Source organism: Oceanimonas pelagia, from assembly GCF_030849025.1.
GTDB lineage: Bacteria > Pseudomonadota > Gammaproteobacteria > Enterobacterales > Aeromonadaceae > Oceanimonas > Oceanimonas pelagia.
Genome location: NZ_CP118224.1, coordinates 577,895 through 599,779, shown reverse-complemented (window position 1 = coordinate 599,779; position 21,885 = coordinate 577,895). Strand labels below are relative to the sequence as shown.

The window sequence follows — 21,885 nt, the reverse complement described above, 5'->3', positions numbered from 1 at the left end:
CGACCAGTCATGTCCCGTCAGTGCGCGGAGGAAGACACCTTTGCCAGCCGGTAAGCCATCTTGCTGAGGGTGGCGGTCACCGCCAGCTGGCGGTTTTCCTCGTGGCTGATCTGCACCAGCAGGTAGTCGAGCTCGGGGGCCACCCAGAAGCGGGTTTTGCGTTTGCTGTCGCCCCGGTCACGCTCCACGATCAGGGTATCCAGGGTGCCAATGCCGGTGCGCAGCGCCTCGGTACCCACCACCTTGAAGGGGGTGGCCTTGATTTCGCCGTCGCGGATCACCCTGTAATCAAAGGCCTGTTTGCCCGCCATCAGATCGCAGCGGGCCTCAAAGAAAAAGCTGACCGGGTCAAACACGCCCCCCTGTGCCGACAACAGCTTGTCGCCGTCCTTGTCCTGGTAGAGCACCATGTCGGTGCTCTGATCGAACACCAGCCGCTCTTCCCGGGTAACCCCCAGGGCCTTGGCCTTGTAATTGAAGGTGTCGGGCCGGGCGGTGCAATCCTGCCAGCCGAAACTGGCCTTCTGATCCACGTCCAGCAGCCAGTGGCGCAGGGAAAAGTGCACATGGTACTGATCCCGGTTGCGATCTATGGTCAGGGTGTTGACCCCCCGGGTGGGGTCGCCGTTGAGAATGACCGAAAATTCGGCGCGCAGCTGCTCTATGTCCCGTGCGGCGGCGGTGCTTGCCATCATCAGGCCGGCCATCGCCAGCAGGCATTTTTGCAACATCATTGTTCCTCTTGTCAGTGGGCCTGAACATCTGGCAGGCCCTGTGCCAACCATACACCAAGAATCGTCAGCAGCGAAAACACCAGGATCACCGCCAGCCCCGACAACAGCGCCAGCAGCATGCTCAGCGCCCCTGCTGCCAGCAACAGCAAGCCCATCAGGGTATTGCTCACCGCCACGTAATCGGTGCGTCTGTCGCCACCAGCCAGATCCACCAGAAAGGTTTTACGGCCCACCCTCACCCCGGCGTGAGCCAGGCTGAGAATAAAGACGACCCCGGCAAAATACCCCGCCGGCGCCGTTCCCCCCAGGCTCAGGTGCAGCCACACCGCCAGCCCCAGGCCGGCGGCGATCATGCCGGCCAGTTGCATCACCCGCCGGGACGACACATCCGCCAGCCGGCCCCAGACCCAGCTGCTGGCAAACTGCGCCAGCCCCTGGGCGAGCACCAGTCCGCCCAGGGACTGCAGGCCGCCCAGGGACTGCAGGCCGCCGTTGTAGTCCCGGGCCAGCAGCACATAATAGGGCGTGACCAGGGCGGTGGACATCAGCAGGGTACGCACCAGCAGAAAACGCCCGAAGGCCGCATCGTCCCGCACCAGCCGAAGGCTGTTAATGGCATGGCGCCAGCCATTCACGCCCCCCTCGGTGGCGCCGGGATATTCCCGTATCTGACGGTAACAGAGCATGCCCAGCGCCCACACCAGCGCCGCCGCCAGCAGGATCAACACATAGCCCCACAGCGGCAGCTCACCGGCCAGGGTCAGCAGCAAACCAAACACCAGGCCCACGCCGCCCGCCAGGCTGGCGCCGGTACCGGTCACCCCGCCCCGCTCGTTTTTGGGAATGGTTTTGCCGAGCACGTCCTTGGCGGCAATGGAACAAAGCCCCCGCGACAGGCTCATCAGCGCCAGCAGCAGCAACAACAGCACACCGGCCAGCCAGCCACTGCTCAGCAGCGCCGCCACCGCCATCAGCACCAGGCAGGCCGCCTGCAGCCCGGCACCCCACAACCAGGCCCCCTTGCGCAGCGGCATTTGCCGTACCCGCGCGCCCAGCATCAGCTGGGGCAGCATGGAGCCGCTTTCGCGTATCGGCACCAGCCAGCCGATCAGCCATACCGGCGCGCCTACCGCCTGAAACAGCCAGGGCAGCACGGTTTTGGCATTGATCATCAGCTCGGCCAGGGCGGTGGCCAGCTGCGCCAGGATCAGCCTGCGCCGGTTGCCGGCTACCTGCCGGCAGGCGTCATCGGGAATGTCCTTGCAGACACGGGCGTCTTCATCGTTACTCAGCAAGCCTGCCAGCAGGGACTGACGCTTGCCCGAGGATGGCGGATTATGGCCAGACATCGTTCAGCTCATTCTGTCGGATCACGAAAATGGCGCCAGGCGGTTCTCAGCCAGGCAGCAAACCCCTATCATACAATTAAAAGTGGAATCAGCTTCCATTGAATACTTTACCGAACACAAGGATGCAGCACTGATGGACACGGGTTACAGCATTATTATTGCCGATGACCACCCCCTGTTTCGCAACGCCCTGCATCAGGCCGTGCAACTGGCGGTGCAGGGCGCCCGCCTGCAGGAAGTGGACAGCATCGACAACCTGTTGCAGTTGCTGGCGAGCACCGACGAGGTCGACCTGCTGCTGCTGGATCTGAAAATGCCCGGCGCCAGCGGTTTTTCCGGCCTGACCCGGCTGCGCGCCCTGTATCCGGCGCTGCCGGTGGTAGTGGTGTCGGCCAGCGAGGAAGCCGCCGTGGTGCAGCAGGCCATGCGCCTGGGGGCGGTGGGCTTTATTCCCAAGTCGGCGCCCATGGCCACCCTGGTGAGCGCGCTCAACACCGTGCTGGAGGGCGACGGCTGGTTTCCCGAAGGCATCAGCCCGGACGACGCCCCCGAAGATGACATGGCCGAGCGCCTGGCCAGCCTCACCCCCCAGCAGTTCAAGGTGCTCACCATGCTGTCGGAAGGCAAGCTCAACAAGCAGATTGCCTACGAGCTGGAGGTGTCGGAAGCCACCATCAAGGCCCATGTCACCGCCATTTTCCGCAAGCTCGGGGTCAAGAACCGCACCCAGGCGGTGATCGCCCTGTCGCAACTGGAAGGTGGCGAGTTCTGACAATAGGGACTAGGGACTAGGGACTAGGGACTAGGGACTAGGGAACAGAATAAACTCCCGCTAATCCCTAATCCCTCAGTTCACGAAACCGCAAGCGCCTTCATGTTGGAATTCGCTGCGCTCATTCGCAACCTACTCATTCCCCTTATCCCCCCTTCACCAAATGCTGCAACAGTGCCCGCAGCTTCAGCGGCTTGACCGGCTTGCTCAGGTAACCGAGATCCTGCTGCTGCAGTTGCTGCTGCAACTCGGGCTGGCGGTCGGCGCTGATCACCACCGCCGGAATGCGGCCAAACTCCAGCCGCAGCATGTTGATCGCCGAGACCCCGTTTTCGCCGTCGTCCAAATGATAATCGGAGAGGATCACCTGAGGCGAAAAACCGTCACGGCACAACGCCCTGGCCTCATCGCCACCGCCGGCCAGACGCACCTCGCAGCCCCAGCGCCCCAGCAGGCTGTTCATGGCGGTGAGAATGTCGGCCTCGTTGTCGATACACAGTATCTTCAGCCCGGCCAGCCGGTTGCCGCCGCCGGCCACCGCCACCGGCACGGGCACTCCGGCGCCGGGCGGCCGGTGAGCCCGCGGCAGGGTAATGCTGAATACCGAGCCCCTGCCTTCCCTTGACCGCACCCCGAGCCGGTGGCCCAGAATGCCCGCCAGCCCCTGGGCGATGGCCAGGCCCAGGCCCAGGCCCTGCTGATGGCGCTGGCCCGCTTCCAGCCGGGTAAACTCGTCAAAGATCAGATCCAGCTTGTCGGCGGGAATGCCGGGACCGTTGTCCCACACCTCTATGCGCACCTGCTCGCCGGCCCGCCGCAGCCCCAGCACAATGTGGCCGCCGGCGCTGTAACGCAGGGCATTGGTGAGAAAGTTCTGCAATATGCGCCGCAACAACCGGGGATCGCTGTGCACCCCAAGCCGGCTGCCCACCACCGAAAACGCGCCCCCCTGCTGTTCAGCCAGCACCCCGAACTCGGCCTTGAGGGTGTCGAACAACTCCTCAATGGCAAAATCCTGGGGTTTGGCGGTGAGCTTGCCCGACTCCAGCCGGGACATGTCAAGCAAATCGCCGATCAGCTCTTCTGCCGCCGTCAGGGAGCGGTCGATATGGCCAGCCAACCGCCGGCTTTCATCGTCACTGGAGGTTTCCAGCCAGGACGAGGCAAACAGCTTGGCGGCGTTGAGCGGCTGCATCAGATCGTGGCTGACCGCCGCCAGAAAACGGCTCTTGGAGGCATTGGCCAGCTCCGCCTGGCGGTTGGCCGCCAGCAGTTGCTCGTTCACCGTCGACAGCTCGCGGGTGCGTTCCGCCACCCGCTGCTCCAGCATGACGTTGGCGTCTTTCAGCACCTGCTCGGCCTGGCGAAAGGTGGTGATGTCGTTAAAGGTCATCACAAAGCCACCGCCGGGCATGGGATTGCCCTGCACCTCGATCACCCGGCCGTCGGGCCGGGTGCGCGCCGACACATGGCGGCTGCCCGCCTTCATAAAGGCCACCCGCCGGGACACATGCTGGTCCACATCGCCGGGGCCGCACAGGCCCTGCCCGGCGTTGTGACGAATAATGTCGGCAATGGGCCGGCCCACCCGGATCAGCCCGGGCGGATACTGGAACAGCTCCAGGTAGCGCCGGTTCCAGGCCACCAGCCGCAACTCCTTGTCCACCACCGAAATGCCCAGGCTGATGTGCTCGATGGCGCCCTGCAGCAGGCCCCGGTTAAAACGGAACACATCGCCGGCTTCGTCGACGATGGTGGCCAGCTCGTCCAGCTCCATGGAGCGGCCCTGCACCGCCGACGCCAGCACCAGCCGGGCCGACGAGGTGCCGAACACCCCGGCCAGCACCCGCTCGGTATGGCGGATAAGGCTGGCCGGGGCCTGCATGCTGCCTTCCAGGGTGCCCTGCTCGCCGGCATAGCGGGCAAAGGCCCGCTTGACTCTGGCCTCGCCCACAAAACGCGACGCCAGCTGCTCCAGATCCCGCACCGTCACCTTGGCCCGGTACACATCGTCGTCATCCTTGTGGGGACGTCCCACAAAGGCGGCGGCCTGAAAGCGCTCGCTCACCGAAGGCACCGACAGCCAGGAGCCCGCCAGGTAGCCGGCCAGGTTGCACAGCAGGCTGAGCAGAATGCCCCAGGTCACCGGGCTCATCTCGGCCAGCCAGCCCACAGTCGGCGGCGTCAGCAGCCAGAGCACCACGTTGGTGCTGGCGTCGCCGGCAAACAGCCCGGTTTCCGCCATCAGGTTGAGCAGCCACATCAGCATGCCCAGGCTCAGTCCCCAGTAGGCACCGCGGCGGTTGCCGCCGCGCCACAGCAACCCCAGCACCAGCGCCGGGGCAAACTGGGCGATGGCGGCAAAGCTGAGGTAACCGATGCGCGACAGGCTGCTGATGTCGCCCAGCCACAGAAACACCAGCCAGGCGGTGGCCATGATCACCATAATGGCGGTACGGCGCACATTGAGCAGCAGCTGGGCCACGTCCTCAAAGCCGGCCCCCTGCAGCTGGCGCCGGCGCAGGATCATCGGCAGCACCAGATCGTTGCTGATCATGATGGCCAGGGCGATGGTGGAAATGATCATCATGCCGGTGGCGGCCGAGGCGCCGCCGATAAAGGCCAGCATGGCCAGATTAGGGTGCCCCAGATCCAGGGGGAGGCTGATCACATAGGTATCGGGCGAGGTGCCCGCCGACAGCCACTGCTGCCCCGCCAGCGACAACGGCAGCACCAGCAGGCCAAACAACAGCAGATACACCGGAAAAATGCGCCGGGCCCAGCGCAGATCCGCCGGACCATGGTGCTCCACCACTGCCACGTGAAACTGGCGCGGCAGGCAGATAATGGCGCTCATCGACAGCAGGGTATACACGCCGATGTCAAGCAGGTGACCGCCGCTGACCACACTCAGGGAGCGAATAAAGTCCTCGGTTACCATCACCCGCTGCTGGTTGGGAAAGGCCAGGATCAGCCAGAGCGCAAATCCGCCCACCACGATAAAGGCCACCAGCTTGACCACCGACTCGGCGGCAATGGCCACCATGACCCCGCGCTGGTGCTCGGTGGCGTCGATATGGCGAGTGCCGAACAGCAGAATAAACAGGGTAAACAGCAGGGTCACCATCAACGCCACCTCGCCGGCGTTGCGGCCGGCGCCGGCCACCACGTCCGGCGCCATCAGGTTCAGCCCCATGACGATGGCCTTGAGCTGCAGGGCGATGTAGGGCAGCACACCCACGATGGCGATCAGGGTGATGAACACCGCCAGCCGCTGGGACTTGCCGTAGCGGGCGGCGATAAAGTCGGCAATGGAGGTAATGTGCTCGCGCTTGGCCACGTCGATCAGCCGGGCGATAAAACGCCCGCCCAGGGTGAACATCAGAATGGGGCCGAGATAAATGGTGAAATAGGTCCAGCCGTCGGTGCTGGCCTGACCCACGGTGCCGAAAAAGCTCCAGGAGGTACAGTACACCGCCAGCGACAGGCTGTAGAGCAGAGGCCTGAAGCGCCGAATGCGGTTGCCCATGCGCGGCTGATCCCCCAGCCAGGCCAGCAGAAACAGCACCCCCAGGTAGGCCAGTGCGATATTGATTACGGTCCAGCCCTGCATCATGGCTGCTTTTGCTCCTTCAACAGGGGCCTGGCCAGCAGCCAGGCCACCGGCAGCACCATCGCCGCCATTAACCAGAAAGTGTGCCCGCCAAACTGCCCGTAGAGCGGGCCCGACACCATCAGCACGACTCCCGACACCATGCCGAGAGAAATGGACGCATACAAGGCCTGCGCGCCAAAAACCGCGCCCTCATCCAGTTCCCGGCTGATAAAGCGCACCGCCCCCAGGTGGCTGAGCCCGAAGCTGCCCGCGTGCAGCAGCTGGGCCAGCACCAGCCACACCAGTTCGGTGGTGGCGCCCAGTATCAGCCAGCGGCACAGGGCACAACACAGGCCGGCCAGCAGCAGGGGCCGGGCCCCCAGGTGACCGAGCCACTTGCGATCGCCGGCAAACACCAGGATCTCCGCCAGCACGCCCAGCCCCCACAGATAACCGATCACACTGGTGCTGTACCCCTGCTGCTGCCAGTACAGGGCACTGAAGCCGTAGTAAAAGGCGTGGCTGCCCTGCAGCAGGGCGGTGATCAGCAAAAACCGCCCCACCCCGGGGCGGCGCAGCACACGCCCGATGCCCTCGCCGGCCCGGCTGGCCGGCTGCTCCGCCGGCAGCGGCTGAGGCCGCGTCAGGCTGAGCAACAGCATCAGCCCGAGCGACATCACCATGCTGTGCAAAATCCACTGGCTGCCCAGCCGCTCGTCGAGCAGGCCCACCACCAGGTTGGCGGCAATAAAGGCCGCCGATCCCCACAGTCGGGTCTGGCCGTAGTCGAGCTGAATTTGCACAATATAGCGGCTGGCCATGGCCTCGCTGAGGGGAATAAGCGCCGGGTAGATCAGGTTGACCAGCACCGTCAGCACCAGCAGCCCGGTGCTCGACTGCCAGCCGTAAAAGGCGGCAAAGCCCAGCAGGCTGAGCAGACTCAGCCCCTGCATCACCGGCAGCAGGTGACGGGCCGCCCGCACCCGGCTCATTACCCCGAGAATGCCCACGCAGCGCACCGCCATGCCCAGCCCCAGCAGCAGGCCAATCAGCCCCGCCGTGGCGCCGGCATGCTCCAGCCACAGCGCCCAGAAGGGCAGAAAGGTGCCGTAGCCGAAGTAATACAGGGCAAAAAACAGTGAAAGCCAGTATGCGGGCGCCATGTCCGTATTGGTTGGAGTAGGATGCCGGCTATGATAATCACTTTACCGGCGAATTGCCGTTAACCATTTATTGAAAGGTGACTCATGCGCTCCCTGATCACAGTGCTGCTCACCCTGGCGCTGCTTGGCTGCCAGGCCGAGGCCACTCCGCCCGCCACCCTGTTTGACTACCGCTTGCTGGATGACCAGGGTCGCCCGGTCTCGCTGGCCGAGGCCGCCGGGCGGCTGGATCGGGCCGATGTGATCATGGTGGGCGAGCTGCATGGCCATGCCGGCGTGCACCGCTTTCAGGCCGAGCTGCTGGCGCAGTTGCTGACCCGGCCCCGGCCGCTGGCACTGGCCATGGAGCAGTTCAGCCGCGACAGGCAGACCGAGGTGAATGCCTACCTGGCCGGTGAGCTGGGCGAGGACGCCTTTATCGAGCGGGCGGATGCCTGGCCCGGTTACCGTCGCGACTACCGGCCGCTGGTGGAGCTGGCCAAAGCCGCGGGCATTCCGGTGCTGGCCGCCAATGCGCCCCGGGCCATCGTGCGCTGCATTGGCCACGAAGGACCGGATTACCTGAACCGGCTGCCGGCCAGCCACCGGGGCTGGGTGGCCGAGCGACTGACCCTGGACAACGACGCCTACAAGGCCCGCTTTATGGCCAGCCGCTTTCACGGCCAGGCTCCCACCGACCACCAGTTCGCCGCCCAGACCAGCTGGGACGACACCATGGCCGAAAGCATTGCCCGCTACCTCGAGCGTCACCCCGGCCACCGGGTGATGCTGACCGTGGGCCGCTTTCATATCGATGAGGGCCTGGGCACCGCCCAGCGTCTGGCCCGGCGCAACCCCAACCTCAGCATCGCACTGATTTACCCGGTGCTGCCCGGCGAAACTGCGCCGCCGGGCTGGACGCTCAGGGTGCAGGCCCTGCCCACGCCCCGGCTGAAGGGCGAACCCCTGCCGAAGATCAACATGAGCACGCCCGAGTGCCGCTAGCCCGGCTGCTGCCCGTCAGCCGGCAGCCATGCAGCGGTTGCGGCCCCCGGCCTTGGCCCGGTACAGGGCCTCATCGGCCCGCTTGATAAGCTGCGCATAATCCGGATGACCATCAAAGGTGGCGACACCGCCACTGATGGTCACTTTCAGTGACTGCTGATTTTCCAGCTCCAGCTCGCTGTTCATCAGCTTTTCGCGAATTTTGTCCGCCACTTTCAGGGCATTTTGCGCATCCGCTTCCACCAGCACCACCAGCAGCTCTTCACCGCCGTAGCGAAAGCAGAAGTCACTGCTGCGTATACTGCCGGCCACCAGCCCCGCCACCTGCTGCAATACCAGGTCACCGCCCTTGTGGCCGTGGTTATCGTTAATGGATTTGAAATGATCCACATCGAACAGCACCACCGAGAAGGTGCCGCCGCCACGCATGGCCAGGCGCACTTCCCGGTTGAGCACCGCCGGCAAAAAGCGCCGGTCCAGCAGCCGGGTGAGGGTGTCCCGGCCATGCTCAAGTTCGATAAAGCGATCAAACAGCTTGCTCAGCACATAGGACACGGCGCGCAGCTGTTGCTGCAGGGCGGCCATGTGCTCTGCCAGCCGGGCTCTGTCTTCCAGCACGCAGGCCAGGGCCGGCAGATGCTGCTCATCAATCTGGTTGAGAATCTGCTCGATTTTTTCAAGCTCGGGAGCACCTTCAAACACCGACACCGCCTGATGGTAAAACCAGAGCCCGAACTCGGACTGACGCAGCGGCTGCAATGACATGCCGGGCTGATGCAGAGTAAACATCAGCTCCTGACTCCAGTCGAGCAAGGACGCCCGTTGCCGCTCCCGCTCCACCGACAGGTTCAGCCCCAGGCTGTGCAGCCGGTAGGCCTCGGCCGCCCGGCTCTTATCATCCGCCTTGGACACAAATGCCAGGCTCATCAGCTCAATGGACAGGTCAATCACCTCGGCCAGATAGGTGGCCGCCTGCAGCCAATCACCGGGGCCGGACCAGTGCTGCGTTACCTGCTCAAGCAGACGCTTTTTATGCAACCGGGCCCCGGCCGAGACCAGGCTGATGGGCAGGTTGATGCGGGCGTGCACCCGACCCACTTCAAACTGACGCTCCACCGCCTCATCGACCTGAGTGAGTTCCTGCACCGAAAACACCTGCTCCAGCCAGCGGGTCATGGATGCCTTCAGTTGCCGGTTGACCTGCTCATGTTCGAGAAAGCGTCGGGCGTCGGGCTGCTCCATCATTTGCTGATAGAAATTCACCGCCAGCGCCCGGCTGTGAGCCCGCACCAGCTCGCTCATGTCGTGGCGCAGTACCGGTGAGTAGTCGTGAAGAATTTGCCGCCACTGAGACCGGCCATAATCAAGAGGATTTATCATAAGAAAAAACGACGTCGAAAGGTTGATACTGGTTACGAAAGCAAGGCAGAACCGTACTCGGCGGTCAGTTTACGATAAACTCGCCCATATCGACCGTTTCTTTTGTAACTGAGCCGAATGTTGATGAATGCATATCTGCTGCTGACTCTGGCCATTGCCGCGGAAGTGGTGGCCACCACGGCCCTCAAGGCCGCCGCCGGCTTTACCCGGCCGGGGCCGTCGCTGCTGGTGGTGGCCGGTTATGGCCTGGCCTTCTGGCTGCTGGGGCTGGTGGTGAAAACCGTGCCGGTGGGCATCGCCTACGCCATCTGGTCCGGCGCCGGCATCGTGCTGGTGACCCTGCTGGCGGTGCTGTTTTACCGGCAGATGCCGGATCTGCCGGCCATGCTCGGCATGGCGCTGATCATTGCCGGTGTGGCGGTGATCCAGTTGTGGTCCAGGACCGGGGGACACTGACATGAAGCTTTGCGGCCACCGGGGCGTGGCGGCGCTGGCGCCGGAAAACACCCTGGCCGGCCTGCGCGCCGCAGATGCACTCGGCCTGAAGTGGGTGGAAATCGACGTGCAGCTCAGCCGCGATGATGAGGTGGTGCTGATCCACGACGCCACCGTCAACCGCTGCAGCAATGGCCGGGGCCGGGTGCGCGAACTCACCTGGCCGGAACTGGCCCGGCTGGATGCCGGCGGCTGGTTTGGCGCCGAGTTTGCCGGCGAGCCCCTGCCCCGGCTGGCGGATTACCTCTCCCTGGCCGGTACACTGGGCATGAGCGTGAACATTGAACTGAAAATGAATCCGGGAGCCGATCCCGAACGCCTGAGCCGGCGGGTAAGTAAGGTGGTTAACGAGCAGCTAATGCCCGCCGGCGCCCTGCTGTTTTCCAGCTTTGCCCCCGCCTGCCTGGCTCACCTGCGGCAACTGGCCCCGGCCATTACCCGCGGCCTGCTGGTGGAGCGGCTGCCCCCCGACTGGCACGCACAATTGCTGCGACTGGGCTGCGTGGCGTTACACTGCAACCAGCGCTACCTGACCCAACGCCAGGCCCGGGCCGTCAAGGCCGCCGGTTTTTTGCTGCACTGCTATACCGTGAACGACCCCGACCGTATGCGCACGCTTGACCACTGGGGCGTGGACATGGTCTTTACCGACGATCCGCGCGGGTATCACGCCGGCTGACACCGCTTTTTATGGCTTTTGCCGCTTTTCTGTTATCATGCCGCCACTTTGCCCACCGGCAATCCCTCAATCGTCCGCCAGGACCTTGTTAGTTCGGAGTCTCATGTCATTTGCTTCCCTCGGCCTGAACGAAAAGCTCGTTCAAGCCATTCACGAATGTGGTTACACCCAGCCGACCCCCATTCAGCAGCAGGCCATTCCGCTGGTGCTGAAGGGCGGTGACCTGCTCGCCGGCGCCCAGACCGGCACCGGCAAGACCGCCGGCTTCGGCCTGCCCATGCTGCAGCGCCTGAGCGAAACCCAGGCCCGCCCCCTGGCCAACGGCCGGGCGCCGGTGCGCGCTCTGGTGCTCACGCCCACCCGCGAGCTGGCCGCCCAGGTGGAAGAAAACCTGCGCGCTTATGCCAGGCACACCAACCTGCGCACCCTGGTGATGTTCGGCGGCGTCAGCATCAACCCGCAAATGAAAGCCCTGGGCCGCAAGGTGGACGTGGTGGTGGCCACCCCGGGCCGGCTGCTGGATCACGTGTCCCAGCGCTCCATCGATCTGTCCCGCATTGAGATGCTGGTGCTGGATGAGGCGGATCGCATGCTCGACATGGGTTTTATTCGCGACATTCGCCGCATTCTGGCGCTGCTGCCCAGACAACGGCAGAACCTGCTGTTTTCCGCCACCTTCTCCGACGACATCAAGGCCCTGGCCGAAGATCTGCTGAACCAGCCCGAGCACATTGAAGTGGCCCGCCGCAACGCCACCGCCGAGACCATTGCCCAGCGCTTTTTTGAGGTGGACAAGGGCCGCAAGCGCGCCCTGCTCAGCTACCATATCGGCCATCACAACTGGCGTCAGGTGCTGGTGTTTACCCGCACCAAGCACGGCGCCAACCGCCTGGCCGAACAGCTGAGCAAGGACGGCCTGCCGGCCATGGCCATTCACGGCAACAAGAGCCAGGGTGCCCGCACCAAGGCCCTGAGCGAGTTCAAGAGCGGCGGCATTCGCGTGCTGGTGGCCACCGACATCGCCGCCCGCGGCATCGACATCAGCGAGCTGCCCCACGTGGTCAACTATGAGCTGCCCCATGTGGCGGAAGACTATGTGCACCGCATTGGCCGCACCGGCCGGGCCGGCAGCAACGGCGAAGCGCTGTCGCTGGTGAGCGCCGAGGAAAAACCGCTGTTGAAGGCCATTGAAAGGCTCATCAAGCAGACCGCCACGCTGGAGCGGGTGGCCGGTTTCGAGCCCGATCCCAACGCCCCGGTGACTCCCCTTGAAGACACCCGCGGCGGCAACCGTGGCCGTAATGGTGGCGGCCAGCGCTCTGGCGGTCAGCGCAATGGTGGTAATGGGGGCCAACGCAATGGCCAGCGTGCCGGTGGCAACCGCAGCGGCGGCAACGGCCAACGCAGCGGTCAGCGTGCCAATGGCAACCGCAGCGGTGACGGCGACGGCCCGCGCGCCGGTGCCCCCCGCCGCCGCTCACGCCCTCAGGCCGAGCACAGCAGCTGACAGCAAAACCCCGGGGCTTGCCCCGGGGTTTTTATTTTAAGGGCGGCGCCGGCTGTTCAGCCAGTGTACTCCCCCGCCAATCACCAGCCCCCAGAAGGCGCTGCCGACACCGAGCAACGACACCCCGGACGCGGTCACCATAAAGGTGAGCAGGGCCGCATCCCGCTCCTGCTCGTCGCGCAGGGCCACGGTCAGGCTGTTGCCAATGGTGCCGAGCAACGCCAGGCCAGCGATGGCCATGATAAGCTCCCCGGGCAGGGCCGCAAACAGCGACACCACGGTGGCGGCAAACAGGCCCATCAGCAGGTAAAACAGCCCGGCCCAGAGGGTGGCCCTGTAACGCCGCTCGGGGGCGGTATCCACCTCCGGCCCCATGCAGATGGCGGCGCTGATCGCCGCCAGATTAAAGGCAAAACCGCCAAAGGGCGCCAGCACCACCCCGGCCAGGCCGGTGACACTCACCAGCGGCGAGGCCGGTACTTCATAGCCGTGGGCGCGCAGCACCGCCACGCCCGGCACGTTTTGCGAAGCCATGGTCACCATAAACAGCGGTATGCCCACGCCAATCAGGCTGGCCAGGCTGAACTCGGGCCACATCAGCACCGGCATGGCCGGCCGCCAGTCGAGCCGCTCCATATGCAAAAGTCCCTGCCCTGCCGCCAGCGCCAGCCCGGCCAGCAGACACAGGGGGATCACATAGCGGGGCAGGCGCCGGCGCAGCGTCAGGTAGACCGCCAGCATGGAGAGCACCAACGCCGGCGCCTGTTGCACCGACACAAACAGGTTCAGACCAAAGTCGAGCAGCACGCCCCCCAGCATGGCTGCCGCCAATCCCCCGGGCAGCAGCCGCATCATGTGATCAAACCAGCCGGTGAGGCCGCACAGCAGCAACAGCGCCGAGCTGAACACAAACACCCCCACCGCCTCGCCCATGGGCAGGCCGGCCAGGGCGGTCACCAGCAGCGCCGCCCCCGGGGTGGACCAGGCGGTGAGCACCGGCTGGCGGTAACGCAGGGTCAGCAACAGGGTGGTCAGGCCCGAGCCCAGCCCCAGCGCCCACAGCCAGGAACTGGTCTGGGCCTGACTGGCGCCGGCCGCCGCGGCAGCCTGAAAGATAATGGCGGCCGAGCTGCTGTAGCCGACCAGCACGGCGATAAAGCCCGCGGAAAGATGAGACAGGCTGAACATGAAGGCTCCAAAAAAACAGGCGCAGCCGGGCTGCGCCTTGTTTCACGACAACAGTGATTAACCCCGGCTTTTCAGCAGCTCGGCGCACAGACGCACAAAATCGGACGAAGTCACCATGCCCTGCAGCCGGCCCTCGTCGTCCACTACCGTCAGGCAGCCATGCTTGTTGCTGAGAAAAAACTCCACCACCTCGGTCAGCGGCGCCTGCACATCCACACTTTCCATGTCGGGGTCAATGATCTCCATTACCCGGCACTGGCGTTCGCGCCGCTCCAGGGCACTGACGCCATAGTCGGACAGCAGCCCCATGATGGTGGCGATCATGCGCTTTTGCGTAAGCACCCCCAGCAGCTTGCCGGTGAGTGGATCCACCACCGGAATATGGCGAATGCTCTTTTCCCGCATCAGATCATGGGCATCCTTCAGGGTCGCGGTCTGATCCAGGGTGAGCAGCTCACGGGTCATGATGTCACCAACGTATTGCAAAGCCATGAGAAACTTCCTTTTTCCTGTTTATCACTACAACCAGTTAGTATGTGTCCTGTTTTGGCACAGTGGCGAATTGGTTGCAACAAAAACAAAATCCCGCGGGCCGAAAGACACGGGCGTGCCGGTTACCGGATCAGGTACAGCCCTCCACCAGAGCGTCTCCGCTCACCGCAAAGGCCTGGCCAAAGCCCTTAACAAACACCCCCTGTGTGGGCACCAGCCGGAACAGGTGAAAATCTTCCAGCCCGGCCAGGCCGGCAACAGTGTCGCCATGGCGGGCGGTGAGCGCCGCCATGCCACTGTGCCAGGCGGCGCTGTTGCGCGCCAGCCGCTCGGGCACGGCGTCAAAGGTCAGCCGCCGGCGGGCAAACAGGCTGCGGCTGTCCTGCTCGTCTTCCACCATCATCAGCGACACCCTGGGATTGGCCAGCAGGTTTTGTGTATGCCGGGCCAGTTCGCTGATCAGAATGTAATAGCCGTCTTGCCGCGGGGCAAAGGGCGCATAGCTGACGTTGGGCGCCCCCTCGGCACTCACCGTGGCCAGCACCAGAGTGTTCATGCTGTCGCGAAACGCTCGTATTTCAGGCGCAAGGCGGCCCTGTTTTTCTGTGTGGTCAACCATATGGTTACTCCTTCAGTGCATGAAAGGTGGCCACCTGCCGCGGAAGCGGCACGCCCTGCCCCTCTCGGCCCGAGTCACTCTCAAACATACCCTGCTCCCGGTTATCGTAAAACGCAATGGCGCCAGCTTGCCTGTGCCGGTATGGCCCGTTCTCCCCCTTCGGGAAAGAGCCGCAGCCAGCGCTGCAAGATAATGCAACCCATTATCATTTGAATAGACATTGCGATAAAAATCCGTATGATTTGGGCTTCATTTTTATCCATCTGATTGAAAAGGTGAACGGTGAGCCTGAAACGCTACGGCCTCTTTATTATGACGTCGCTGCTGCTGCACGGGCTGCTGGCCGACGCCGTAGAGCCCGAACCACTGGAAATGGCCCTGTCGCCGGCCGATAATCCCGGCCCCATCAGCGTGCAAATGATGCCGGCCGTGGCCAAACCCACGCCCCCGGAGCCGCCTGCACCGGCTCCCAAACCCGAGCCCAAGCCTGCACCCAAGCCTGAACCGGTCAAACCCAAGCCGACGCCCAAACCCGAGCCGAAACCGGCGCCCAGGCCTGAGCCGAAACCGGCACCGAGACCAGAGCCCAGACCCGAGCCCGTGCCAGCCCCGTCGCCCGAGCCGGTACAGGAAACGCCCAGGCCGCAGCCCCAACAAACCCGAGACAGCGCCCCCAAACGCATCGAAACGCCGAGCTTTCGCACTCAGCCCTCACCCATTGCCTATCCGGTGCAGGCCCGCCGCCGCGGTCTGGAAGGCACAGTGGTGGTGGAGGTGTGGCTGAATGAACAGGGCCAGCAGATCAAGCGGGTACTGGCCCGCTCTTCCGGCACCGGCCTGCTCGACAGGGCGGCACTGAAGGCCATCGCCAAATGGCGCTTTTCTGCCTACGTGGAAAACGGCCGGGCACTGGCCCATCGCGTACAGATCCCCATTCGTTTCAAACTGGACTAAATCATGGCGTTTATTAACCAACTGCATGCACAACTGGGCCTGATGAGCTGGCCCCTGCTTATCTGCTCCGTTATTACCCTGGCCATCTGGCTGGAGCGTGGCCTGACCCTGTTCTGGACCAGCCTGCGCGGCGAGCAGGAAAAACGCCGGCGCCGCCGCCAGGGGCGGCTCTACCCCGCCGGAGAGGAGGCCAGGCCGGCGTCCGTCATGCTGCGGGGCTGCCAGTTGCTGATGCGGCATCAGCAGTGTCCCAAGGCCCTGCGCGAAGACCTGGCCGCGGTCTGGCTGCAACAGCAGCGCCGCCGGCTGCATGCCGGCCTGCGGGTGCTGACCCTGGTGGGAGTGATCAGCCCCCTGCTGGGCCTGTTGGGCACCGTGCTGGGCCTGATTGACATGTTCGGCAGCATTGGCGAAAGCGGCGGCCCGGTCACGCCGGCCCTGCTGGCCGACGGTCTGGGCCTGGCCATGAGCACCACCGCCGCCGGCCTGCTGATCGCCCTGCCCGCCATCGCCGGCGCCCAGCTGTTCGGGCTGTGGGCCGATCGCCTGCTTGATGGCCTGACCCACGAACTGAACCGCTGCAACCTGCACCTGGAAGGCCTCAAGGCGGGAGAAGCACCATGATCAACAGCCCCAACGCCGGCGCCGGCGGCTGGCGCGCCCTCACGCCCGATATCACCCCCCTGCTCGATATTATTTTTATCGTGCTGGTGTTTTTGCTGCTTACCGCCAACATGCCGCTGCAGTCGCTGGAAGTGGACCTGCCCAAGAGCGACAGCGAGGCACTCTCTGTCGTACAGGAAGAAAAAACCATGACCATCAGCCTGCTGGCGGGCAGCCCGGCCTGGGCCCTGCAGGGAGAGCAATACGACGACTGGGCCGCCTTTAAGCCGGTGCTTGAACAGAACCTGGAAGCCCTGAAGAAGACGGAGCTGATGCTGGCGTCCGATGCGACCGTCACCGTGGACAACATGATGAAGCTGCTGGCCTTTTTGCAGGAGCATAACATTCAGGCCACCCAGATTCTGATGGAGGAAGAGTAAGGGGCGGCCATTTCCTGCGGCTGACGGGCCCGCGGTAGCGGTGTAAAAATAATCATGTCGCCCGCTTCTGGCTTTGCGTGAGCCGTGCTATAAGCAAGGCTTCTGTTTAACCGGAAGTGCTTCAATGAAAACCATCAAAATAAGAAAAGGCTTGCTCTCCTGCCTGTTGCTGGCGGCGCTGTGGACTCCCCTGCTGGTGTCTGCCGCCGTTATCGACAAACACGCGCAAAAACCGGTCTGGATGGACTGGGCGTTTCTGGGCAATACGGTGGCTTCCGCCTGTCTGACCCGCTGGTGTAATAACCGGGATCCTGAATAACACCAGAGGCCGCAAGGAGGCGGTCCTGCCGGTTAATTCTCCCCTCCCTTCCCTGCTTTTGTGACTCTCCCCGCAACAACGTAAACAATCCGTTAACATCTGAAAGACAGAAGTATAGGATTTTTTGCGCCAAAAAGGTTTACAACCCACAAATAACGCAGAAACAATCAAGGAAGACACCATGAACAAAACCACTCGCAACCTGCTGGTCGCCGCCGGCCTGGCCCTCACTCCCCTGGCTCAGGCCATGGCGGCAGAGCAAACCGACATTGCCGTGCTGATCCCCGGCAAGCACGACGACGGTGGCTTTATGCAGGCCGCCCACCGGGGCTATGAAAAGATTCGTGATCAGCTGGACGTGAACGCCATCTTTGTATCCAATATTTCCGCCACCTCGGATCCGGTATTGCTCACCGAGGCCATGCGCGAGCTGGCCCGGAAAGGCCCGGACATGATCATCGCCCACGGCGGCCAGTGCAACGGCCCGGCCGAAACCGTGAGCAAGGAGTTCCCCGACATCAAATTCGTGGTGATTCAGGGCCATGTGCAGGGCCCCAACCTGTCCAGCTATGTGGTGCGCCAGGAAGACTCCGCCTGGCTGGCCGGTGCGCTGGCGGGCCTGACCACCAAATCGGACGTGGTGGGCCACATCTCCGGCGCCTGGCCCAAGCCCGGCCTGATTGGCCGTGCCGCCTTTTATGACGGCCTGATGCACGTGAACCCCGACGCCAGATTCCTGACCTGGTTCACCGGCGATCTGGACAACACCGGCATCAACGCCGAGGCCGCCGCCGCCGAAATCGCCCATGGCGCCGACGTGATTTACACCATGCTCAATGCCGGCCGCCAGGGTGTGATTGACGAGATCAAACAGCACAACGGCGAGGTGCGCCACATCGGCAACGTGTCCGACTGGACCCAGGTGGACGACACCTTTGTGGGCTCGGCAGTGGCCGACGCCAGCGTGGCCATTCTCAACGCCGCCCAGGACTTCACCACCGGCAAGTGGCAGCCCAACCAAATCACCGAAATCGGCCTGGGCCAGGGTGATGTAGTCAAGCTGACCCTGGCGGACGACGTTTCCCCCGAGGTGCGGGCGACACTGGACGAGCTGGCCGAAAAGCTGATCAGCGGCGAAATCACCATGAAAACCACCTATGAAGGCAAGGAATTCCACCCCGCCACCGGCGACTTTGTGGAGCAGTCCTTCAAGGAAACCCTGAAGACCAAGTCCTGATGCATAAGTCCTGATAAACAAGCCCCGCTCACCGAGCGGGGTTTTGCGTTGGCCTGCTGACAACAACCGTCAGATATGCCGCACCCTCTGCGCCAGGGATGGCGCAGCGGAGCCTACATGGGGCGAGCTTGCTCGCCGTGGCTCAATGTTTCATCCCGACCGAACATGCAGTATGTTCGCAGCGGGTTGAAACATTGAGCGGCATATCATCACGGCGTGTCGGCGAAGTAGTGCTCCTTGTCCGACGATATTCAAGAAATCAACAGACGACCTTTACCCGCAAACGACTACCTTCCTCGGCATCAAAGCTTCGCTTTTCACTCCACTCGCCTCTGGCATTCCCCGCCCAGCCAAGTACCATATAGCGCCATGGCCCTGCGTTGGCCGCGGGCTGATTCACAGCCTGCCAGGACGGCCTGTCAACTCACTGATTTATCAGGACAATATAGAAATGGCTCAATTTGTTTACACCATGCACCGCGTGGGCAAGGTGGTTCCGCCCAAGCGTCATATTCTGAAAAATATCTCCCTGTCGTTCTTCCCTGGCGCCAAAATCGGCGTACTGGGTCTGAACGGCGCCGGTAAATCCACCCTGCTGCGCATCATGGCCGGCATCGACACCGAAATTGAAGGCGAAGCCCGCGCCCAGCCCGGCATCAAGATCGGCTACCTGCCCCAGGAGCCCCAGCTCAACCCCGAGCACACCGTGCGCGAGGAAGTGGAAGCCGGCGTGGCCGAGGTGGCCGGCGCCCTGAAAGAGCTGGACGCCGTCTACGCCGCCTACGCCGATCCGGACGCCGACTTCGACAAGCTGGCCAAGCGTCAGGGCGAGCTGGAAGCCATTATTCAGGCCCACGACGGCCACAACCTGGACAACCAGCTCGAGCGCGCCGCCGACGCCCTGCGCCTGCCCCCCTGGGATGCGGTGATCGGCAAGCTGTCCGGTGGTGAGCGCCGCCGTGTGGCCATGTGCAAGCTGCTGCTGGAAAAGCCCGACATGCTGCTGCTCGACGAACCCACCAACCACCTGGACGCCGAGTCCGTGGCCTGGCTGGAGCGCTTCCTGCACGACTACGAAGGCACGGTAGTGGCCATTACCCACGACCGTTACTTCCTCGACAACGTGGCCGGCTGGATCCTGGAGCTGGACCGGGGCGAAGGCATTCCCTGGGAAGGCAACTACTCCTCCTGGCTGGAACAGAAGGACGCCCGCCTGGCACAGGAGCAATCCTCCGAGGCCGCCCGTCAGAAGTCCATTCAGAAGGAACTGGAATGGGTGCGTCAGAACCCCAAGGGGCGCCAGGCCAAGTCCAAGGCCCGTATGGCCCGCTTTGAAGAGCTGCAGAACCAGGACTTCCAGAAGCGCAACGAGACCAACGAGCTGTTCATTCCGCCCGGTCCGCGCCTGGGTGACAAGGTCATCGAGGTGGAAAACCTGACCAAGTCCTACGGTGACCGCGTGCTGATCGACGACCTGTCGTTCAGCATACCCAAGGGCGCCATCGTCGGCATTATCGGCCCCAACGGTGCCGGCAAGTCCACCCTGTTCCGCATGCTCACCGGCGCCGAACAGCCGGACAGCGGCAACATCACCCTGGGGGACACCGTGCAGCTGGCCTCGGTGGAGCAGTTCCGCGACGCCATGGACAACAACAAGACGGTGTGGGAAGAAGTGTCCGGCGGCCTCGACATGATGCGCATCGGCAACCTGGAGATCCCCAGCCGGGCCTACCTGGGCCGGTTCAACTTCAAGGGCACCGATCAGCAGAAGCGCGTGGGCGAGCTGTCCGGTGGTGAGCGCGGCCGTCTGCACATGGCCAAGCTGCTGCAGACCGGCGGCAACGTGCTGCTGCTCGACGAACCCACCAACGACCTGGACGTGGAAACCCTGCGCGCGCTGGAAAACGCCCTGCTGGAGTTCCCCGGCTGCGCCATGGTGATCTCCCACGACCGCTGGTTCCTCGACCGCATCGCCACCCACATTCTCGACTACAAGGACGAGGGCAAGGTGGAATTCTTTGAAGGCAACTTCACCGAATACGAAGAGTGGAAGAAAAAGACCTACGGCGCCGAAGCCATTCAGCCCAAGCGCATCAAGTACAAGCGCATCGCCAAGTAAGGCCTGCTTCCTGTGCTGCCAAAGGCCCGCCCCGTGCGGGCCTTGTTATATCTGTGATCCTGCCGCCTCGCCCTTGCCGCCCGCTATGGTATGCTGTCGGTTTTACGTCTTCACACGCGGAATTCCTATGGATACCCATGCGGCCCAGGCCCGGCTGGACCGGCAGGACACCTGGCAGGGCTTCAAGCAACTGCTGCCCCTTTCCTTTTTTGTGGCCGCCTTTGGCCTGGCCTTTGGCCTGGCGGCGCACCAGACCGGCCTTGGCGACGGCCATATCGTGCTGATGAGCGCCGCCGTGTTCGCCGGCACCTCCCAGTTTGCCGCCCTCGATATCTGGGGCCTGCAGGTGCCCGTGGTGCCGCTGGCCATCACCACCTTTGCCATTAACGCCCGCCACCTGCTGATGGGAGCCACCCTCTATCCCTGGCTGCGCCACCTGCCACCGGCCAGGCGCTACGGCATCATGCTGTTTGCTTCAGATGCCAACTGGGCCCTGGCCATGCAGCAATTTCACAAGGGTGAGCGGGCGCTGGGCATTCTGTTTGGCGGCGGCATGGCGATCTGGAGCTTCTGGATGGTCGGCACCTGGCTCGGCATTCGTTTTGGCAGCGCCATTGAAGATCCGGTAAGCATCGGCCTCGACATGGTACTGGGCTGCTTTCTGCTGGCCATGGCCCTGGGGGCGCGCAAGGACATACGCACCCTGGCCATCTGGGTGGTGGCCGCCGCCTCGTCCATGGCGGCGTACTGGTGGCTGCCGGAAAACAGCCATGTGGTGGTGGGCGCCCTGGCCGGCGGCCTGCTGGGCGCCATCTGGATGGAGAAAGGCGAATGATGCTGGAAACCGCCGGCAACGGCACCCTGATTATTATTGCCGTGATGGCCGTGGTCACCCTGTTCACCCGCCTCGGCGGCGTGCTGGTGATGTCGTTTATTCCCATCAACCGCCGGGTGCAGAACTTTATCAGCGCCATGTCGGGATCGGTGCTGATCGCCATTCTCACTCCGCAGGCGGTGAACGGCGACGGCGGCGCCCGCGCCGCCCTGCTGGCCACCGGCCTGGTGATGCTGGTGCTGAAAAAGCCGCTGCCCGCCATCGCCGCCGGCGTGCTCACCGCGGCGCTGTGGCGGCAAATGCTTTAAAGCCTTCATCAGGCTCCTCTTGCCAGCAAATAAAAAACGAAACAATATGTCTCATATTATTTCGTTTTTTTGTCTATGATGTATCTGTTCGGTAACAGTACAATTCGATTTAT

General features: G+C 63.6%; 21 protein-coding genes. 13 read left to right on the top strand and 8 right to left on the bottom strand.

The annotated features are described in order from the left end of the window. Window positions 1-17: 17 nt before the first annotated feature. Both PU634_RS02745 and PU634_RS02740 read right to left on the bottom strand, forming a co-directional pair. A complete protein-coding gene (locus PU634_RS02745) occupies window positions 18-734 on the bottom strand; it encodes a DUF3108 domain-containing protein (RefSeq protein ID WP_306762547.1) in 717 nt (238 codons plus the stop codon). 11 nt (window positions 735-745) lie between these two features. Further along, window positions 746-2,083: an MFS transporter gene (locus tag PU634_RS02740; RefSeq protein ID WP_306762546.1), complete on the bottom strand. Its 1,338-nt coding sequence runs from the start codon at window positions 2,081-2,083 to the stop codon at window positions 746-748. 133 nt (window positions 2,084-2,216) lie between these two features. Here PU634_RS02740 and PU634_RS02735 point away from each other — a divergent pair, with 133 nt between their 5' ends. After that, window positions 2,217-2,855 carry a response regulator transcription factor gene (locus tag PU634_RS02735; RefSeq protein WP_306762545.1) on the top strand — a complete coding sequence of 213 codons (639 nt, stop codon included), beginning with the start codon at window positions 2,217-2,219 and terminating at the stop codon, window positions 2,853-2,855. Window positions 2,856-3,000: 145 nt separating this feature from the next. Here PU634_RS02735 and PU634_RS02730 read toward each other — a convergent pair whose 3' ends face one another. Beyond that, the gene (locus PU634_RS02730) at window positions 3,001-6,471 is read right to left on the bottom strand and encodes a hybrid sensor histidine kinase/response regulator (RefSeq protein ID WP_306762544.1); all 3,471 of its coding nucleotides are present in this window, start codon (window positions 6,469-6,471) and stop codon (window positions 3,001-3,003) included. After that, on the bottom strand, window positions 6,468-7,613 hold the full coding sequence (locus PU634_RS02725) for a 3-phenylpropionate MFS transporter (RefSeq protein WP_306762543.1): 1,146 nt from the start codon (window positions 7,611-7,613) through the stop codon (window positions 6,468-6,470). Before PU634_RS02725 ends, PU634_RS02730 begins: the two co-directional genes overlap by 4 nt. A gap of 84 nt (window positions 7,614-7,697) precedes the next feature. On the opposite strand from PU634_RS02725, the gene PU634_RS02720 reads away from it, so the two are divergent. Then, window positions 7,698-8,597: a ChaN family lipoprotein gene (locus PU634_RS02720; protein WP_306762542.1), complete on the top strand. Its 900-nt coding sequence runs from the start codon at window positions 7,698-7,700 to the stop codon at window positions 8,595-8,597. Between the two features lie 15 nt (window positions 8,598-8,612). Here PU634_RS02720 and PU634_RS02715 read toward each other — a convergent pair whose 3' ends face one another. Then, entirely contained in the window at window positions 8,613-9,977 is a 1,365-nt protein-coding gene (locus PU634_RS02715; RefSeq protein ID WP_306762541.1) for a GGDEF domain-containing protein, read from the bottom strand. A 123-nt stretch (window positions 9,978-10,100) separates the two neighbouring features. On the opposite strand from PU634_RS02715, the gene PU634_RS02710 reads away from it, so the two are divergent. From PU634_RS02710 to PU634_RS02700, 3 genes are all read left to right on the top strand, one after another. Then, window positions 10,101-10,433: a DMT family transporter gene (locus PU634_RS02710; RefSeq protein ID WP_306763648.1), complete on the top strand. Its 333-nt coding sequence runs from the start codon at window positions 10,101-10,103 to the stop codon at window positions 10,431-10,433. Window position 10,434: 1 nt separating this feature from the next. After that, the gene (locus tag PU634_RS02705; RefSeq protein WP_306762540.1) at window positions 10,435-11,151 is read left to right on the top strand and encodes a glycerophosphoryl diester phosphodiesterase; all 717 of its coding nucleotides are present in this window, start codon (window positions 10,435-10,437) and stop codon (window positions 11,149-11,151) included. A gap of 103 nt (window positions 11,152-11,254) precedes the next feature. Then, the gene (locus PU634_RS02700; protein WP_306762539.1) at window positions 11,255-12,658 is read left to right on the top strand and encodes a DEAD/DEAH box helicase; all 1,404 of its coding nucleotides are present in this window, start codon (window positions 11,255-11,257) and stop codon (window positions 12,656-12,658) included. Window positions 12,659-12,694: 36 nt separating this feature from the next. Here the strand turns inward: PU634_RS02700 and PU634_RS02695 are convergent, their stop codons facing one another. From PU634_RS02695 to hutZ, 3 genes are all read right to left on the bottom strand, one after another. Next, entirely contained in the window at window positions 12,695-13,846 is a 1,152-nt protein-coding gene (locus PU634_RS02695; RefSeq protein WP_306762538.1) for a benzoate/H(+) symporter BenE family transporter, read from the bottom strand. 57 nt (window positions 13,847-13,903) lie between these two features. After that, window positions 13,904-14,338, bottom strand: a complete 435-nt coding sequence (locus PU634_RS02690) for a CBS domain-containing protein (protein WP_306762537.1) — start codon at window positions 14,336-14,338, stop codon at window positions 13,904-13,906. Between the two features lie 130 nt (window positions 14,339-14,468). Further along, window positions 14,469-14,957: a heme utilization protein HutZ gene (gene hutZ, locus PU634_RS02685; protein WP_306762536.1), complete on the bottom strand. Its 489-nt coding sequence runs from the start codon at window positions 14,955-14,957 to the stop codon at window positions 14,469-14,471. 282 nt (window positions 14,958-15,239) lie between these two features. Here hutZ and PU634_RS02680 point away from each other — a divergent pair, with 282 nt between their 5' ends. From PU634_RS02680 to PU634_RS02645, 8 genes are all read left to right on the top strand, one after another. Beyond that, window positions 15,240-15,911 (top strand): energy transducer TonB, encoded by a 672-nt coding sequence (locus tag PU634_RS02680; protein WP_306762535.1) that lies wholly within the window; start codon window positions 15,240-15,242, stop codon window positions 15,909-15,911. Between the two features lie 3 nt (window positions 15,912-15,914). Continuing rightward, window positions 15,915-16,535, top strand: coding sequence for a MotA/TolQ/ExbB proton channel family protein (locus PU634_RS02675; RefSeq protein ID WP_306762534.1), 621 nt, complete (start codon window positions 15,915-15,917; stop codon window positions 16,533-16,535). After that, a complete protein-coding gene (locus tag PU634_RS02670) occupies window positions 16,532-16,954 on the top strand; it encodes an ExbD/TolR family protein (protein WP_306762533.1) in 423 nt (140 codons plus the stop codon). Before PU634_RS02675 ends, PU634_RS02670 begins: the two co-directional genes overlap by 4 nt. A gap of 124 nt (window positions 16,955-17,078) precedes the next feature. Beyond that, the gene (locus tag PU634_RS02665) at window positions 17,079-17,273 is read left to right on the top strand and encodes a hypothetical protein (RefSeq protein ID WP_306762532.1); all 195 of its coding nucleotides are present in this window, start codon (window positions 17,079-17,081) and stop codon (window positions 17,271-17,273) included. Between the two features lie 181 nt (window positions 17,274-17,454). Continuing rightward, window positions 17,455-18,510: a BMP family protein gene (locus PU634_RS02660; RefSeq protein WP_306762531.1), complete on the top strand. Its 1,056-nt coding sequence runs from the start codon at window positions 17,455-17,457 to the stop codon at window positions 18,508-18,510. Between the two features lie 451 nt (window positions 18,511-18,961). Beyond that, a complete protein-coding gene (ettA, locus tag PU634_RS02655) occupies window positions 18,962-20,629 on the top strand; it encodes an energy-dependent translational throttle protein EttA (protein ID WP_306762530.1) in 1,668 nt (555 codons plus the stop codon). Window positions 20,630-20,756: 127 nt separating this feature from the next. Next, window positions 20,757-21,464, top strand: a complete 708-nt coding sequence (locus PU634_RS02650; RefSeq protein ID WP_306762529.1) for an AzlC family ABC transporter permease — start codon at window positions 20,757-20,759, stop codon at window positions 21,462-21,464. Continuing rightward, the gene (locus PU634_RS02645; RefSeq protein ID WP_306762528.1) at window positions 21,461-21,772 is read left to right on the top strand and encodes an AzlD family protein; all 312 of its coding nucleotides are present in this window, start codon (window positions 21,461-21,463) and stop codon (window positions 21,770-21,772) included. Before PU634_RS02650 ends, PU634_RS02645 begins: the two co-directional genes overlap by 4 nt. Window positions 21,773-21,885: the final 113 nt, after the last annotated feature.

Bases quoted from the DNA above. Each gene is read 5' to 3' on its own strand.
- PU634_RS02745 (WP_306762547.1), bottom strand. From the start codon at position 734: ATGATGTTGCAAAAATGCCTGCTGGCGATGGCCGGCCTGATGATGGCA.
- PU634_RS02740 (WP_306762546.1), bottom strand. From the start codon at position 2,083: ATGTCTGGCCATAATCCGCCATCCTCGGGCAAGCGTCAGTCCCTGCTG.
- PU634_RS02735 (WP_306762545.1), top strand. From the start codon at position 2,217: ATGGACACGGGTTACAGCATTATTATTGCCGATGACCACCCCCTGTTT.
- PU634_RS02730 (WP_306762544.1), bottom strand. From the start codon at position 6,471: ATGATGCAGGGCTGGACCGTAATCAATATCGCACTGGCCTACCTGGGG.
- PU634_RS02725 (WP_306762543.1), bottom strand. From the start codon at position 7,613: ATGGCGCCCGCATACTGGCTTTCACTGTTTTTTGCCCTGTATTACTTC.
- PU634_RS02720 (WP_306762542.1), top strand. From the start codon at position 7,698: ATGCGCTCCCTGATCACAGTGCTGCTCACCCTGGCGCTGCTTGGCTGC.
- PU634_RS02715 (WP_306762541.1), bottom strand. From the start codon at position 9,977: ATGATAAATCCTCTTGATTATGGCCGGTCTCAGTGGCGGCAAATTCTT.
- PU634_RS02710 (WP_306763648.1), top strand. From the start codon at position 10,101: ATGAATGCATATCTGCTGCTGACTCTGGCCATTGCCGCGGAAGTGGTG.
- PU634_RS02705 (WP_306762540.1), top strand. From the start codon at position 10,435: ATGAAGCTTTGCGGCCACCGGGGCGTGGCGGCGCTGGCGCCGGAAAAC.
- PU634_RS02700 (WP_306762539.1), top strand. From the start codon at position 11,255: ATGTCATTTGCTTCCCTCGGCCTGAACGAAAAGCTCGTTCAAGCCATT.
- PU634_RS02695 (WP_306762538.1), bottom strand. From the start codon at position 13,846: ATGTTCAGCCTGTCTCATCTTTCCGCGGGCTTTATCGCCGTGCTGGTC.
- PU634_RS02690 (WP_306762537.1), bottom strand. From the start codon at position 14,338: ATGGCTTTGCAATACGTTGGTGACATCATGACCCGTGAGCTGCTCACC.
- hutZ (WP_306762536.1), bottom strand. From the start codon at position 14,957: ATGGTTGACCACACAGAAAAACAGGGCCGCCTTGCGCCTGAAATACGA.
- PU634_RS02675 (WP_306762534.1), top strand. From the start codon at position 15,915: ATGGCGTTTATTAACCAACTGCATGCACAACTGGGCCTGATGAGCTGG.
- PU634_RS02670 (WP_306762533.1), top strand. From the start codon at position 16,532: ATGATCAACAGCCCCAACGCCGGCGCCGGCGGCTGGCGCGCCCTCACG.
- PU634_RS02665 (WP_306762532.1), top strand. From the start codon at position 17,079: ATGAAAACCATCAAAATAAGAAAAGGCTTGCTCTCCTGCCTGTTGCTG.
- PU634_RS02660 (WP_306762531.1), top strand. From the start codon at position 17,455: ATGAACAAAACCACTCGCAACCTGCTGGTCGCCGCCGGCCTGGCCCTC.
- ettA (WP_306762530.1), top strand. From the start codon at position 18,962: ATGGCTCAATTTGTTTACACCATGCACCGCGTGGGCAAGGTGGTTCCG.
- PU634_RS02650 (WP_306762529.1), top strand. From the start codon at position 20,757: ATGGATACCCATGCGGCCCAGGCCCGGCTGGACCGGCAGGACACCTGG.
- PU634_RS02645 (WP_306762528.1), top strand. From the start codon at position 21,461: ATGATGCTGGAAACCGCCGGCAACGGCACCCTGATTATTATTGCCGTG.